11 protein-coding genes are annotated in these 14,833 nt (G+C 72.0%); 5 read left to right on the top strand and 6 right to left on the bottom strand.

The genetic code is table 11. The features are described 5' to 3' along the window. Positions 1 to 4: 4 nt before the first annotated feature. Positions 5 to 946 (bottom strand): NADP-dependent oxidoreductase, encoded by a 942-nt coding sequence (locus ACFV1J_RS07675; protein WP_385856337.1) that lies wholly within the window; start codon positions 944 to 946, stop codon positions 5 to 7. Between the two features lie 344 nt (positions 947 to 1,290). Between ACFV1J_RS07675 and ACFV1J_RS07670 the strand changes: the two genes are divergently transcribed. After that, positions 1,291 to 2,040 (top strand): response regulator transcription factor, encoded by a 750-nt coding sequence (locus ACFV1J_RS07670; protein WP_385856336.1) that lies wholly within the window; start codon positions 1,291 to 1,293, stop codon positions 2,038 to 2,040. A gap of 106 nt (positions 2,041 to 2,146) precedes the next feature. Beyond that, positions 2,147 to 3,304: an ABC transporter ATP-binding protein gene (locus ACFV1J_RS07665; RefSeq protein WP_385856334.1), complete on the top strand. Its 1,158-nt coding sequence runs from the start codon at positions 2,147 to 2,149 to the stop codon at positions 3,302 to 3,304. A 120-nt stretch (positions 3,305 to 3,424) separates the two neighbouring features. On the opposite strand, the gene ACFV1J_RS07660 is transcribed toward ACFV1J_RS07665, so the two are convergent. Genes ACFV1J_RS07660 through ACFV1J_RS07650 form a run of 3 tightly spaced genes read right to left on the bottom strand, consistent with a single transcriptional unit; the run spans position 3,425 to position 5,848 of the window. After that, positions 3,425 to 4,375: an ABC transporter substrate-binding protein gene (locus tag ACFV1J_RS07660; RefSeq protein WP_385856333.1), complete on the bottom strand. Its 951-nt coding sequence runs from the start codon at positions 4,373 to 4,375 to the stop codon at positions 3,425 to 3,427. A gap of 8 nt (positions 4,376 to 4,383) precedes the next feature. Beyond that, a complete protein-coding gene (locus ACFV1J_RS07655) occupies positions 4,384 to 5,061 on the bottom strand; it encodes an ABC transporter permease (protein WP_385856332.1) in 678 nt (225 codons plus the stop codon). 19 nt (positions 5,062 to 5,080) lie between these two features. After that, positions 5,081 to 5,848 (bottom strand): ABC transporter permease, encoded by a 768-nt coding sequence (locus ACFV1J_RS07650; RefSeq protein ID WP_385856331.1) that lies wholly within the window; start codon positions 5,846 to 5,848, stop codon positions 5,081 to 5,083. A gap of 299 nt (positions 5,849 to 6,147) precedes the next feature. Between ACFV1J_RS07650 and ACFV1J_RS07645 the strand changes: the two genes are divergently transcribed. Continuing rightward, entirely contained in the window at positions 6,148 to 6,981 is an 834-nt protein-coding gene (locus ACFV1J_RS07645) for a polysaccharide deacetylase family protein (protein WP_385856330.1), read from the top strand. A gap of 166 nt (positions 6,982 to 7,147) precedes the next feature. Here the strand turns inward: ACFV1J_RS07645 and ACFV1J_RS07640 are convergent, their stop codons facing one another. Next, entirely contained in the window at positions 7,148 to 8,461 is a 1,314-nt protein-coding gene (locus tag ACFV1J_RS07640; protein ID WP_385856329.1) for an alpha/beta hydrolase, read from the bottom strand. Between the two features lie 694 nt (positions 8,462 to 9,155). Between ACFV1J_RS07640 and ACFV1J_RS07635 the strand changes: the two genes are divergently transcribed. Then, the gene (locus ACFV1J_RS07635) at positions 9,156 to 10,850 is read left to right on the top strand and encodes a VWA domain-containing protein (protein ID WP_385856328.1); all 1,695 of its coding nucleotides are present in this window, start codon (positions 9,156 to 9,158) and stop codon (positions 10,848 to 10,850) included. A gap of 305 nt (positions 10,851 to 11,155) precedes the next feature. Continuing rightward, positions 11,156 to 12,871: a methionine--tRNA ligase gene (metG, locus tag ACFV1J_RS07630; RefSeq protein WP_385856327.1), complete on the top strand. Its 1,716-nt coding sequence runs from the start codon at positions 11,156 to 11,158 to the stop codon at positions 12,869 to 12,871. Positions 12,872 to 12,956: 85 nt separating this feature from the next. Here the strand turns inward: metG and ACFV1J_RS07625 are convergent, their stop codons facing one another. After that, positions 12,957 to 14,705, bottom strand: a complete 1,749-nt coding sequence (locus tag ACFV1J_RS07625; RefSeq protein ID WP_385856326.1) for a hypothetical protein — start codon at positions 14,703 to 14,705, stop codon at positions 12,957 to 12,959. Positions 14,706 to 14,833: the final 128 nt, after the last annotated feature.

The raw sequence follows: 14,833 nt of genomic DNA, 5'->3' as shown, positions 1-14,833 counted from the left end.
CCGCTCAGACCGTCAGCACGGTTTTGCCCTGGGCGCGGCCGGTGCGGCTGGCCTCCAGGGCTTCGGGGGCCTCTTCCAGGGGGACCTCGCGGCCGACGAGGACCGTCAGCCGGCCCGCGTCGACCTGTCCGGCCAGGATCTCCAGGAGCTGGGGCGAGGGGCGGTTGACGAAGTTGAAGCCGCGCAGGTTCTGTTCGGTCAGCTCGTCCGCGTCCGCCGAGCCGATCAATGAGACGGCGGTGCCCCCGTCGCGTACGGTCCGGGTCAGCTCGGCGAACTCGGCGGGGCCGCCGATCATGTCGATCAGCACGTCCACGCCGTCCGGGTGGGCCGCGAGGACCTGGTCGGCGATCGGGCCCGCGGTGTGGTCGACGGTCTCCGCGGCGCCCAGCGTGCGCATCAGCTCCGCCTTGGCCGGACGGGCGGTGGCGATCACCTCCGCGCCGCGGCCGGCCGCCAGCTGGGTGGCGAAGGTGCCGACCCCGCCGGTCGCACCGACGATCAGCACCCGCTTGCCCTCGCCGATCCGGGTCTCCTCGATGAGGTTGTACGCGGTCATGCCGGCCGTCGGCAGGGCCGCGGAGGTCGCGTAGGTGACGCTGCGGGCGGCGTGCGCGATGCGGTTCTCGTCGGCGACGGCCAGTTCGCAGTACGAGCCGCCGCCCTGCTCCGGCCGCTGGAACTGGCCGAACACCGCGTCGCCGATGGTGAAACGCCGTACGCCGGTGCCGATCGCGAGCACCTCGCCCGCCCCGTCCGTGCCCAGCACCAGGGGGAAGGCCACCGGAACGGCGTCGCCGAACATGCCGTCGGCGATCTTCCAGTCGACGGGGTTGAGTCCGGCGGCGGACAGCCGCACCAGGACCTCGCCCGGCCCTGGTTCGGGCTGCGGCAGATCCATGAGCTGCGGCTGTTCGCCGAATGCACTGACTGCTACGGCTCTCATCGTGGCGTTCCCTTCCACCCTTGCGACCGGTGGCCGGAGTGGATCGTAAGCACGCCGGTGCGGCCGGACGCGGCAGGAGGAGAGGCGGTGCGGCGGAAGCAACTCGTACGGCCCCTGGGCCATGCCTCCAGCCGGGCCGGGCATGCCGCCAGCCGGGGACCGCCGGGCCGCCCGGATCGCGGGCAGCGGCCCGCGACCGCGCGATCACCGGCCTCGCGCGAACCCGCCGACCACCGCCCGGGTCGTCGCCGACCGGCTCCAGCACGGTGAATTCCGAGATCCGCGGCGTCGCGGCGAAAGACGTTCGGCTCGCGGAAGGGCGCCCCTCGGGTACATATGACGCCATGCGCGTTCTGGTGGTGGCGTACGAGGAATTCCTCGCGGAGAGGATCGCCGCGGGCCTGCGCCGCGGCGCGATCACCGCGGACATCGCCCATGACGGCCGCGAGGCGCTGGCCACACTGCGGCTCGGCGGGTACGACGTGCTCGTCCTGGACCGCGAGCTGCCCGGTGTGCACGGCGACGACGTCTGCCGGCGGGTCGTGGCAGAGGGCCTGTTGACCCGGGTGCTGATGCTCACCGGGTCCGGCACGGTCCACGACCGGGTGGCGGGTCCGGGCCCGGGCGCCGACGACCGCCTCACCAAGCCGTTCGCGTACGAGGAGTTGCTCGCCCGGGTGCTGGCGCTGGGCCGGCGGGCCCGGCCCGTGCTGCCGCAGGTCATCGAGCGGGCCGGGGTCACCGTGGACACCGCCCGCCGGCTCGCGCTGCGCGACGGCCGGCCGCTGCCGCTGTCCCGCAAGGAGTTCGGGGTGCTGGAGGTGCTGCTGCGCGCGCAGGGCGCGGTGGTCAGCGGGGACGATCTGATCGAGGAGGTGTGGGAGGAGCACACCAGCTACCGCACCAACGCGGTGCGGGTCACGCTCAGCGAGCTGCGCGCCAAGCTCGGCGACCCACCGGTGATCGAGACCGTGCCGGGCGTCGGCTACCGGCTGTGCGACCAGCCGGGACCCGCGCAGGGCACCACATCGGCCTCCGCATCGGCTTCCGCGCCGGCGCCGGCGCCGGACCAACGGCCGGGCGGCGGGCGGTGAGGCTGCCGCGGCTACCCGGCGGCGAGCGGCCCGGCCCCGTACGCTCCCCGTGACCCGATTGCCCGCATGACGCGAAGGGCCGGAAGCAGCGGGATTCAATGGCCGCATGATCCGGTTCGAGTCCGTCACCAAGCAGTATCCCGACGGCACCACCGCCGTGGACGACCTGTCCTTCGAGGTCGGTGAGGGCGAGCTGGTGACCCTCGTGGGGCCGTCCGGCTGCGGGAAGACCACGACCATGATGATGGTCAACCGGCTCATCGATCCCACCCGCGGACGGATCTTCGTCGACGGCGCGGACATCGCCGGCGTCGACCCGGTCCAGCTGCGCCGCCGAATCGGCTACGTCATCCAGCAGACCGGCCTCTTCCCGCACCGGACCGTCCTCGACAACACCGCCACCGTCCCCTTCCTGACCGGCTGGAAGAAGGCCAAGGCACGGTCCCGGGCCGCCGAACTCCTGGACCTGGTGGGCCTGGACCCGGACGTCTACGGCCCGCGCTACCCCGACCAGCTCTCCGGCGGTCAGCGCCAGCGCGTCGGGGTCGCCCGGGCCCTCGCCGCCGATCCGCCCGTCCTGCTGATGGACGAGCCGTTCGGCGCGGTCGATCCGGTCGTCCGGGAGCGCCTCCAGAAGGAGTTCCTGCGGCTGCAGGCCACCATGCACAAGACGGTGCTGCTGGTCACTCATGACATCGAGGAGGCCATCCGGCTCGGCGACCGGATCGCGGTCTACGGGGCCGGCCGGATCGAGCAGTACGACACCCCGGCCAGTGTCCTGGGCGCCCCCGCCACCCCCTACGTCGCCGAATTCGTCGGCACCGACCGGGCGTTGAAGCAGCTCTCGGTCACCGGGATCGACCGCGGCGACCTCGAACGCCCGCCCTTCGCCCGCCTCGGCGAGTCGGCGTCCGAGGCGGCGCAACGGCTACGGGCCGAGGGCGCCCGCTGGGCGGTGGTGCTGGACGAGGACGGCGAACTGCACGGCTGGGTGGGCACCGAGGAACTGGCCGGCGCCGGGGGCACGGTCGCCGGGCACGCCCGCCGGATGGAGGCGTGGGTGCCGTTCACCGGCACGTTGAAGGCCGCCTTCAGCGAGATGCTCAAGCACGATGCCGGCTGGATCGCGGTCCTGGACGGCCACCGCTTCCTCGGCGTCCTCACCCCGACCAAGCTCCACGAAGCGCTGCGCCGCGCCATCGACTCGGACGAGCGGGGAGTGCCGCGGGACCGGGCGAAGGTGGACTCGGTACCGACGGAGTGAGGTACGGCCGTGCTGTTTCACGTGAAACGCCGCGCCGTGGGACAGGGTGACCGTTTCACGTGAAACCGCCGGGGCGGTGAAGCAGGAGCCTGGTTTCACGTGAAACAGGCAACCCCCGCCTCAGCTCTTCGGCAGCAGCCTCTTCTCCCGTAGGTAGTTACGCGCCACATCCGCCGGCAGGCGTCGCCAGCTGTCCACCTGCTCGTTGAGACGTGCCAGGTCAGCGGTGGTCAGGACCTTGTTGAGGCGGTTGAGCGCGGCGGCCGGCCGGGCACTGCCCGCGCGGGCGCGGTTGACGACCGGCAGCACATAATCGGCGTTCTGCAGCTTCTTGTCATCGGCCAGCAGCACCAGCCCGAACTGGCCCAGGGTCGCATCGGTGCTGGTCGTGAGCACCATCTGGTCCTGCCCGTTCTGCACGGCCTGCTTGGCGGGGGTGGTGCCGACGCCCTTCGGGTCGATGGCGGTGAGGCGGATCCCGTACTTCTTCCGCAACCCCGGGGCGCAGAACGGCCGTTGTACGCATTCCTCGCCCGCCGCGAGGCGCACCGGCAGTTTGGCCCGGCCCAGGTCGCTGAGGGTCTTGAGGTGGTGCTTGCGGGCGTACGCGGCGCTCACGGCGAAGGCGTTCTGGTCCACGGCCCGGCCGGGCGGGAGCACGGTCAGCCCGCGCGGCCCAGCCAGCCGGTGCAGTGCGCGCAGCGTCGGACCGAGGTCGGGGGAGGCGACCGGGGGCGCCTTGGAGCCGTGGTCCTTGGCGTTGAGCCAGTCCGCGAAGGTGGCCGCGTACTCGGGCACGACATCGATCTGCCCGGCCTCCAGCGCCGGTTCGTACAGCTCGCGGTTGCCGACGGTGAGGACGTGGGTCCGGTACCCGGCGTGGTCGAGCAGTGCGGAGTACATCTGGGCGAGCAGCTCGCTCTCGGTGAAGCCGGCCGAGCCGATCGCCAGATCGCGGCTGTCCCCCGGCGAGGCGGTGATCCGGGAACGGGTCTCCAGGGAGGGACCGGTGCCGCAGCCGGTGAGCACCGGCAGCGCGACCAGGCCCAGCGCCGCGAGGGCGGCCGCCACCCCGGCCCTCACCGGCCCCGCCCCCGCGCCCAGCCGCCCGGCGCATACCGTTCGACCAGCTCGAACCCCGCCTCCATCAGCAGGGCGAACACCGCGACCAGCACCGCACCGGCGACCACCTGCGGGGTACTGGCGAGGCTGAACCCGGCGGTGATGATCCGGCCGAGCCCGCCGCCGCCCACCAGCGCGGCGAGGGTGGCGGTCGCGACGAGCTGGACCGCGGCGATCCGCACCCCGGTCAGAACGAGCGGGAAGGCGAGCGGCACCTCGACCCGCCAGACCAACTGCGCCCCGGTCATCCCCATGCCCCGCGCGGCCCGCACCACGTCCCGGTCCACCTCGCGCATCCCGACGTACGCATTGGTCAGCAGCGGCGGAACGGCGAACAGCACCAGCGCGATGATCGTCGGCCACTGCCCGTGCCGGCCGATGGGGGTGAGCAGCAGCAGGACCAGGACGGCGAAGGTCGGTACGGCGCGGCCGACGTTGGCGAGGTTGACCGCCAGCGCCCCGCCGCGCCCGAGGTGACCGAGGGTCAGCGCGACGGGCAGTGCGATCAGCGCGCTGATGACCAGGCAGGAGAAGGTGAGGACGAGGTGCTGGACGAGGCGGTGCCAAACACCGTTCTCCCCCGACCAGTTGGCACCGGTGGTCAGCCAGTCCCAGACCGCGGAGAGGGTGTTCACGTCCGCCACCCCAGGCTGTTCACGTCCGCCGCCCCGTCGCCACCGCGACCGGCTGTTCGCGCCCCGCGGCGGCGCGGCCCCGCCACCGTGCCCGCCGCCCCCGCGCCGTACGGCTCGCCCGTCGCCAGGGCGTGAGCAGCCGTTCCGCGCCGAGCAACAGCAGGTCGAAGGCGATCGCGATCAGCACGCACAGCACGGACGCGGTGAGCACCTGCGCCTTGAAGAAGGAGTTCATCCCGGCGTAGATGAGGTTGCCCAGCCCGCCGTAGCCGACGATCGCGCCGACGGTGGTGAGCGCCACCGCCGAGACCGTCGCGATCCGCAGCCCGGCCATCGCGGCGGGCACGGCCAGCGGCAGCTCGACGGTGAGCAGTTGACGCAGCGGCCCGTAGCCCATGCCGCGGGCGGCGTCCCTGGCCTCGGCGGGTACGCCGTTCAGCCCGGCCAGGAGGTTCCGTACGAGCAGGGTGAGCGAGTACAGGGCCAGGCCGACCACGACGAGCGTGGCGGACAGCCCGTAGACCGGCAGCAGCAGCGAGAACATCGCCAGCGACGGGATCGTGTAGAGGACCGTGGTCACACCGAGGACCGGCCCGACCGTCCACCGCCACCGCCGGGCCAGCAGCGCCAGCGGCAGCGCGACCAGCAGCCCGAGCAGCACCGAGACGACGGTCAACTGGACGTGCTGGAGGACCGCGTCGAGCAGGATCTGCCGGCGGGTGGACAGGTAGTCGCCGCAGATCCACTCGTTACGGGCCAGACAGTCGTCCGGCGACGGTGCGGTCACGGTACGAGTCCACCCCGGCGGGGCCGGGGTGTCGCGGCGGACTCGTCCGATCGTGCCCGGAGGGCGGCTGTCGGGGGGGTGCTGGGGTCGCCCGGGGTCGCCCCGGGTTGCCCGGGGCTGCCCGCCGGGTTCTCCCCCTCCGGAGTCCCCTACCCATGTATACATGCGGCGTGTACTGCGTGTGTATAGTCGCGCCGGTAGGGGCGAAAGCCGCGCAACCAACCGGCTGCCCGTACCGCTTGCCGCTCACCGCTCACCACACCGCCCGCCCCCGAAGAGAGCCGCGAAAAGAGCCCCTTATGCCGAAGCCCTTCCGCACCGCCCGCCGCACCCGCCGCACCTCCATAGCCGGGCTGCTGACGGCCGCCTCCCTGGTCCTCGGCGTCAGCGGCTGTGCCGCGTACGACGTCACCGCACCGGCCGACGCCCGCGCCGACGCGGCAGGTAGCGGGGCCGGGGCGAAGAACGGGAAGGGCGGGAAGAACGGGAAGGGCGATGGCCAGGAGGGCGGCGGTCAGGACGTCGACTGCCGCAAGGCCAAGTGCGTCGCGCTCACCTTCGACGCGGGCCCCAGCGAGAACACCAACCGCCTGCTGGACATCCTGAAGAAGGAGAAGGTGCACGCGACCTTCTTCATGCTCGGCAAGAACCACATCGCGAAGCACCCCACCGAGGTCCGGCGGATCGACGCCGAGGGCCATGAACTGGCCAACCACACCTGGTCGCACCAGATCCTCACCGAGATCGAGCCCGCCGAGGCCAAGCGGGAGCTGTCCCGGGTCCAGGAAGCGGTCCACAAGATCACCGGGAAGACGCCCACGCTGATGCGCCCGCCGCAGGGCCGTACCGACGAGACGGTCTCCGAGGTCAGCAAGGATCTCGGCCTGGCCCAGGTCCTGTGGAGCGTGACCGCCAAGGACTACCGGACCAACGACTCGGCCCTGATCACCGAGCGGGTGCTGGAACAGACCGAACGCGACGGCATCATCCTGCTGCACGACATCTACCGGGGCACGGTCCCGGCCGTCCCGGGCATCCTCAAGGAACTGAAGAAGCGCGGCTACACGATCGTCACGGTCTCCCAGCTGCTCTCCCCGGCGAAGCCGCAGCCGGGGATGGTGTACCGGCCGTAGTGGCGAAGACCGCCACCGCCGCGGGCAGCCGGCAGCCAGCAGCCAGCGGCCCCGGGAACGCCGTGAGCCCGGCCCCCTCGAAGGAGCCGGGCTCACAACTACAGCCACTGCTACAGCTACTGCTCCGGCGACAACTCCCGCTGTCGCTCTGCCGGTTCGGGCTGGCTCAGCCCTGCGGACGCTCCGCCTCCACCCGCCGACGGCCCTTGTCGTCGGCCGTCCCGGCCGGGGCCTTGGCCGGTCCGGTCGGCTTCGCCGGGGCGCCGCCCTGGCCGACCTTCGTCCCCGGCTTGCGCTGCGCCGGCAGCGGCACGGTGTCCTGCGGGAACGTCAGCTGCTGGCTCTGCCACTCAAGGGCCGGCACGACCTCGCGCCGCCAGGTCGTGAACTGGTGGCTGCCCTGCGGCAGGATGATCGAGTCCACCGTCATCGGCGGCTTGACCGCGTGGATGAACTGCATGGTCGCGCCGTAATCGGCCTCGCCCTTACGGCTGCTGGCCACCAGTACGGAAACCTGCGGCGCGGGCAGGTGCTTGAGCCGCCACAGCAGATCGTGCTCGCGCTCGCGCTGGGCACCCGTCGGGCCGGCGCCGAAGAGGCTGCCGGTGGTCAGGTCGTCCTTGATCGCGTAGTCGCCCGAGAGCGAGACCGCCGAGGTGTAGACCTTCGGGTTGCGCATCGCGAGCTGCAGCGAGCAGGTACCACCCGACGAGTATCCGAACGCGCCCCAGGCGCTGGGGTCGTGACCCACCCGGTACGCCGACCTCATCGCGTCCGGCAGGTCCTTGGTGAAGAACGTCTCCGCCTGCGGCCCACCCGGCACGTCCACGCACTCGGTGTCCCGCGGCGGCGCGATCGTCGGCCGCACCATCACGATCACGGTCGGCTGCATCCGTCCCTGCGCGATCAGCCGGCCGGCGTTCTGCGGCACCTGCAGATGCTGCGCGAGATTCATGATCCCGCCCGGGTAGCCGCTGATGACGACCATGACGGGGAAACGCTGCCGGCGGTACTGCTGCTGGAAGTACTGCGGCGGCAGGTAGACGAACCCCGGGTTGATGGCCCGCGTACGGCGCCCGATGATCCGGACGGACTCGACCTTGCCGACCTTGTTGGCGGGCCCCTTGGGCAGACCGGTCACGCGATCGAGCCCCTGCGGACCGGCCGGCTGGATCAGCCCGCCCTTCATGTTCCCGACCGACGCGTACTGCCCGCCGCCCTGGCTCACGGCCACCGGCGGCGCCTGCTCGTTGTTGCCCAGCAACTCGTCCCAGTTGCCGTAGAACTCGAAGTTCGTATTCACGGCGAGCGCGAGCGCGCACACGATGGACACCTGGGTGACCACGATGGCGCCCAGCCTGCCCAGGACGGGTCGGATCCCGCGCCGCGACAGCCGGGGCCACAGCCACACCGTGGCGGCCACGCAGGCAACCGCCAGCACGATCACCGTGTATTCGAGCGACTGACTGGTCAGCCCCATGCGCCCACATCTCCCGTCACCCTCGGAAGGGTTCTTGCCTTCTAACGGCCGCCTAAGGCACAACGGGCGGCTCCGGACAATGGTCACCGGAGAAGACGGGCACACCTGCGCATCGGATACCTGAACGACCCAGTTCTTACTTACCTCTTGCCACATCGTTTCCGCGGCGTGATGTGCGAGCGCTTCGAAACGCCCCCGGAAGCCCTCGAACCCCAGAGGTCCAGACCAACTTGTCTCCCTCCCGGCTTCCGCAATCCGCCCCGAACGGACACCCGTACGGCCACGGGCCCAGGCAGACGCCTCGTACGCGCGCCCTACGCGCCTTACAACTCGTATGCGGCGTACGCGTCGTAAGCGTCGTAAGCGCTTTAAGCGCCGTAAGCGCGACCTGTCCGGCTTACACGGGGAGTTCGCAGGCAGGACGCGTCCCGCCGGCGCGGATGTGATATCCCGGCGCCGTGCCCCAGCGACGTCCCGCCGGCCCCGGCCGGAACCGGATCCGAAACCGGATCGGCCGCGAGCCCCCCGGACAGCCCCCGGATAGCCCACGTATGGCCCAGCACACGAGCCGCAGGGTCCCACGATGAGGCCGGTCCCGGCCGCTACCCTTACGTATCCGTCCTGGTCAGGGACATGTCCGCGCTTCTCGGACATACGTCGCACCGCACCCACCACACGCAAGAGAGGTTCGCCGATGGGCATTCGGAGTCTGCTGCGCAACGCTTTCGGTCGCTCCAAGGCGACCCGTGAAGAAGCCGGCGCGGCACCCAGCAGCGCCGGCACCCCGGAATCCGCGACCATCCCCGAGGCCCGCGAGGAGTCCGCCCCGGTCGCGTCCCCCAAGTCCCCCGCGTCCCCCAAGCCTTCCGAGGCCGAAGTTCCGGCCGCCCGCACGGCCCCCACGGAGCACCCGACCTCCGAGCCGGCCCCGACGCCGACGACCGCCACCCTGCCCGCCCAGGGCAGCCCGGTGGACCGCGCGGCGAAGCCCGCCCGGGAGAACGAGGAAGAGCCCAAGGCCCAGGACGACGACAAGCCCGAGGCCCTCGCGCCCGAGGCCGACACCTCCGCGCCCGACACCGGCGTCTCCGACCTCGTGAGCCAGGCCTTCGACAACCCGGCCCCGGCCACCACGCCGGAGCCGACCACCTCCCACGAGGAGCCGGACGAGGCCCCGCAGCCCGCCACCCCCGAGGCCGAGGCCCCCGCCGAACCGGCGGCCAAGACGGACACCGAAGCTGTGACGCCCGCGCCGCAGCCCGAGCCCGAGCCGGTCCAGGACGCGACGCCGGAGCCGGTCCAGGACGCGACGCCGGAGCCGGCAGTCGAGACCCCGGCGCCCGAAACCGGGACCGAGGCCGCGCCGAAGGCTGAGGCGGCGGCAACCGAGACCGAGCCCGCAACGGAGGTCGAGCCCGCCCCGAAGGCGGAGGACGCCCCGAAGGAGGCCGCCCCCAAGGCCGAGCCCGAAACGGCACAGGAGCCGGAAGCCACCCCGGAGCCGAAGGCCGAAACGGCAGCAAAGGCCGAGGCCACCCCGGCAGTGGAGGCCACCCCGGAGCCCCAGGCCACCACAGACGCCACGGCCACGGTCACGGCCCCGGCCACCCCCGCCCCCAAGAAGGACGGAGTCCCCGCCGGTCTCCTCCCCCTCCACACCGCCGCCGGCGCCACCCTGGAGAAGCACGGCCTGAGCACCCAGCGCGCCGTCGTCTACCTCGTCCTCGACCGCTCCGGCTCGATGCGCAACTACTACAAGGACGGCACGGTCCAGAACCTCGCCGAGCAGGCCCTCGCCCTCTCCGCGCACTTCGACGACGAGCCCACCGTCCCCGTCGTCTTCTTCTCCACCGACATCGACGGCACCGCCGATCTGGACCTCAGCAATTACGAGGGCCGCATCGAGGAGCTGCACGCCGGCCTCGGCCACATGGGGCGTACGAACTACCACTGGGCCGTCAACGCCGTCGTCGAGCACTACAAGAAGTCCGGCACCACCGCCCCGGCCTTCGTCATCTTCCAGACCGACGGCGCCCCGACCTCCAAGCCGGCCGCCGAAAAGGCACTCTGCGAAGCGGCGAAGCTGCCGATCTTCTGGCAGTTCATCGGCTTCGGCGACCCGGAGGCCAAGGGCTTCGACTTCCTCCGCAAGCTCGACGACCTGACCGTTCCGGAAAAGCGCGCGGTCGACAACGCCGGTTTCTTCCACGCCGGCCGCGACCCCCGCAGCCTCTCCCACGACGAGCTCTACCAGCAGCTGATGGTCGAGTTCCCCGAGTGGCTCCCCGGGCCCCCCGCGCCCAGGTCCCCAACGCACACCTCCCCCACCACCCCGGCCCCCCCTCCCCCCGGGGCGGGCCCCCCCCCCGGGCCGCGGCCGCGTGGTTGATGGACGGGCAAGTGCCAGAATTGCCATGGCCGCGGCCTCGTCAGCGACCACAGGGAAGCTCGGGGAATTGTTCCCGGCGGGGCCCGGGAGGTCATCGAGAAATGCGCGCAATGATCAATTCGGATGGCGGCCGCCTCGCCCCACCAGGAGAGCCGGCCCCCACGCCGCCGAGCGCCCGCCGAACTCCCGCCGAGCCTGTCCGTACTGCAAAACAACCGCGCCGGGACCCCCGGCCCGTCCAGTACGATATTGACGTTCCGTAAAGCAAATCCTCACTCACCGTAGCGACTTGGGAGCAGCCGGCAATGGCTCGACACCTCATCACCAGCGCCCTTCCGTATATCAACGGGATCAAGCACCTGGGCAACATGGTGGGGTCCATGCTCCCGGCCGATGTGTATGCCCGGTATCTGCGGCAGCGGGGGCATGACGTGCTCTACATCTGCGCGACGGACGAGCACGGGACGCCGGCCGAGCTGGCGGCGAAGGAGGCCGGGCAGTCGGTCGACGCGTTCTGCGCTGAGCAGCACGACAAGCAGAAGGCGATCTACGAGGGCTTCGGGCTGCGGTTCGACCACTTCGGGCGGAGCTCCTCGCCGGAGAACGTCGAGCTCACCCAGCACTTCGCGCGGAAGCTGCACGAGAACGGCTTCATCGAGGAGCGGGCCATCCGGCAGGTCTACTCCAACGCCGACGAGCGCTTCCTGCCCGACCGTTACATCGTCGGCACGTGTCCGCACTGCGGCTACGACAAGGCGCGCGGTGACCAGTGCGAGAACTGCACCCGGGTGCTGGACCCGACCGACCTGATCGACGCCCGGTCGGCGATCAGCGGCAGCGGTGACCTGGAGGTGCGGGAGACCAAGCACCTGTTCCTGCTCCAGTCGAAGCTGCAGCACGAGGTCGAGGGCTGGCTGGAGGGCAACGGCAGCAAGGACTGGCCGACCCTCGCGTCGTCGATCGCGCACAAGTGGCTGACCGAGGGGCTGCAGGACCGGGCGATCACCCGTGACCTGGACTGGGGTGTTCCGGTCCCGGCGGACGTGTGGCCCGAGCTGGCGGCCGAGGGCAAGGTCTTCTACGTCTGGTTCGACGCACCGATCGAGTACATCGGCTCGACGAAGGAGTGGGCGGACGTCGACCCGGAGAACCGCGACTGGAAGTCGTGGTGGTACGAGGCCGAGGGCGTCCGCTACACGGAATTCATGGCCAAGGACAATGTGCCGTTCCACAGCGTGATGTTCCCGGCGACGCAGCTGGGGACCCGTGAGCCGTGGAAGAAGGTCGACTTCCTCAAGGCCTTCAACTGGCTGAACTACTACGGCGGGAAGTTCTCCACCTCGCAGCGGCGGGGCGTCTTCACGGACGCGGCGCTGGAGCTGCTGCCGGCCGACTACTGGCGCTACTTCCTGATGGCGCACGCGCCGGAGTCGGACGACACCTCCTTCACCTGGGAGCTGTTCTCCTCGTCGGTGAACAAGGACCTCGCGGACACCCTCGGCAACTTCGTCAACCGGGTGCTGTCGTTCTCCCGCAAGCGGTTCGGCGACGAGGTTCCGGCGGGCGCCGAGGCCGGTGCCGCGGAGCAGAAGCTGGGCGAGGAGATCGCCGGGCTGCTGGCGGAGTACGAGGGCCACATGGAGACGCTGCAGTTCCGCAAGGCGGCGGCCTCGCTGCGCGCCCTGTGGAGCGCGGGCAACTCCTACCTGGAGGAGAAGGCCCCCTGGCTGGAGATCAAGACCGACAAGGACGCGGCGGCGCTGACGCTGCGCACCGCGATGAACCTGATCCACCTCTACGCCGTGGTCTCCGAGCCGTTCATCCCGGCGTCCGCGAAGGCGATGCGGAGCGCGTTCGCGCTGGCGGACGACACTGCCGTGTGGGTCTCGCAGGACGAGGCGAAGGCGCTGGCGTCGGTGCCGGCGGGGACGCCGTTCACGGTGCCGCCGGTGCTCTTCGCGAAGATCACCGAGGAGGACCTGGAGTCCTACCGGGAGCGTTTCGGTGGTTCGGAGGGCTGACCCTCCCGGTCACCGGTAGCCGGTCGGCCCGACCGCTGTGTGCGCCCGTCCCGCCCCGAGGGGGTGGGGCGGGCGCATGTGCGTGTCAGGGCTTGGTGCCCGGTGAGACGTAGGCGGTCAGCGGCTTCAGGCCGGGGGTCCGGGGCAGCGTGACCTTGCGCCAGCCGCGGGCGTAGTGCGGGGGCCGGTGGCCGGCCGCGAGGAGGACGGCGGCGGGGCGGCGGCTGCCGAGCCGGGTCAGGGCGGTCGGCGTGATGCTGGCGTCATGGCCGACGGGCTGACGGGACGCGCACCCGGCCTGGTACGCCACCCGGACCGCCTCCTCGCCGCTGACGGCGCACGGCGGGCGCAGACCGGCGGTGCGCAGGGTCCGGACGATCCGCGCGATGTCGGTCTGGGCGCGTACCGTCCCGCGCTGCATCTTGTAAAGGATCGCGAGCTGGATCGCCTCGTGGCCCAACAGCGCGACGACCAGGAGAGCCACCGCCGCGGCGTCCCGCCGGCCGGGGCGGAGGACCAGCCGGCACAGGAACCAGGCGGCGGGCATCATCAGCAGGGCGTACGCGGGCAGCAGGAACCGCGGGGCGGCGTAGTCGATCGCCAGCAGGTAGGGCGCGGCGAGGCAGAGGCCGAGCAGGGACGGAAGCACGACGGGTGCCGCGCCGTAACGGTGCAGCGAGCCGTGCGGGTCGTGGAGGCGGAGGGTCGGCCAGGTCTGCCCGTCCCGCTGCCCCGCGCCGCCGGTGACGAGGCGGTCGGCGCGGGCCTGGTCCAGGACGAGGCTGCCCAGCCGTACGGGGTCGAGCCAGAGGCCGTCACGCCCGCCGGGGTGCGGTCCGTGGCCGGGCGGCCACACCGGTCCGTAACGGTGCAGCCCACCGCCGGGTTCGCGGGCGCGCACCGCGGCCCGGACCGCGCCGGCCACGGCCAGCGGGAGCGCGCACCACCATGCCGCCGCCTCCGGGTGTTCCCAGGCCAGGTGGCAGGGGCGGCAGAGGGTCTTGCCCTGGAGCGCCCTGGCGTGGTCGGCGAAGGACGGGTGCCAGCCGAGGCCGCCCTGGATCTCCGCGGCCTCCCGCAGCCGGGCGGGGAAGCCGCCGTAGGAGAGGTACGCCTCGATGATCCACTCGGCGCATCCGAGGGCGAGGCCGGCCGGGAGGGCGAGCAGGACGGTGGACCGGCGCCAGGTCGGTACGACGAGCCCGGCCAGGAAGAGCGGAACGGCCAGCCATACCGCGTCGGTGGGGCGCATCAGCGCGGCCAGCGCCACCGCGGCGGCGAGGCCGACCGCGGCGCCCCGGCCGGCCTCGGGGGCCAGCTGTACGGGCGGCTGGCGCACCGCGAGGAGGAAGCAGCCGGTGGCGGCGAGCGCGGCGTAGCCGACCCACAGGTTGGGCATGGCCTGTGGACCGTAGAAGAGGGTGACCCACAGACCGGCGAACAGCGCGCCGCCGAGGGCGGGGACGGGTGGCGGCAGCAGACGCCGCCAGATGCAGAGGGTGAGCAGGAGCCCGGCGCCGGAGAGCAGCGCGAGGTAGCAGTGCAGCACGGGGGCCGAGCTGGTGAAGGCGACGACCGGGGCGAGGAGGAGGGTGACGCCGCGGGCGCGCGGGGCGCTGAAGTACGCGGCCGGGGTGTGCGGGTCGACCTGGCTGGCGTAGACCGTCTCGTCCCATCCCAGGCCGGGGGTGGCGACGGCGAAGAAGAGCTGCCCGGCGGTGAAGACGGCGGCCACGGTGATCAGCCACCGCAGATCACTGCTCGGTGCGGGACGCATCGGATGGGTCCGTGGGCCCAGCCCGGTCGTGCCGGGGAGGAGGCTGGCTTGCTGCATGGGCACCACCCTGCGGGGGTGGCGCACACCCGGCCACATGTGTGGTGCGGTTGGAGCACAGGGCACGGCGCGTCGCGGGCGGGGCACGGCCCGGGGCCCCGGTCCGTGACATGGCGAGGGGCGGTGTT

Source organism: Streptomyces sp. NPDC059649 (genome assembly GCF_042734445.1).
Taxonomy (GTDB): Bacteria; Actinomycetota; Actinomycetes; order Streptomycetales; family Streptomycetaceae; genus Streptomyces.
This window is presented reverse-complemented; position numbering and strand designations above follow the sequence as displayed.

Bases quoted from the DNA above. Each gene is read 5' to 3' on its own strand.
- metG (WP_385856327.1), top strand. From the start codon at position 11,156: ATGGCTCGACACCTCATCACCAGCGCCCTTCCGTATATCAACGGGATC.
- ACFV1J_RS07645 (WP_385856330.1), top strand. From the start codon at position 6,148: ATGCCGAAGCCCTTCCGCACCGCCCGCCGCACCCGCCGCACCTCCATA.
- ACFV1J_RS07625 (WP_385856326.1), bottom strand. From the start codon at position 14,705: ATGCAGCAAGCCAGCCTCCTCCCCGGCACGACCGGGCTGGGCCCACGG.
- ACFV1J_RS07635 (WP_385856328.1), top strand. From the start codon at position 9,156: ATGGGCATTCGGAGTCTGCTGCGCAACGCTTTCGGTCGCTCCAAGGCG.
- ACFV1J_RS07670 (WP_385856336.1), top strand. From the start codon at position 1,291: ATGCGCGTTCTGGTGGTGGCGTACGAGGAATTCCTCGCGGAGAGGATC.
- ACFV1J_RS07640 (WP_385856329.1), bottom strand. From the start codon at position 8,461: ATGGGGCTGACCAGTCAGTCGCTCGAATACACGGTGATCGTGCTGGCG.
- ACFV1J_RS07665 (WP_385856334.1), top strand. From the start codon at position 2,147: ATGATCCGGTTCGAGTCCGTCACCAAGCAGTATCCCGACGGCACCACC.
- ACFV1J_RS07675 (WP_385856337.1), bottom strand. From the start codon at position 946: ATGAGAGCCGTAGCAGTCAGTGCATTCGGCGAACAGCCGCAGCTCATG.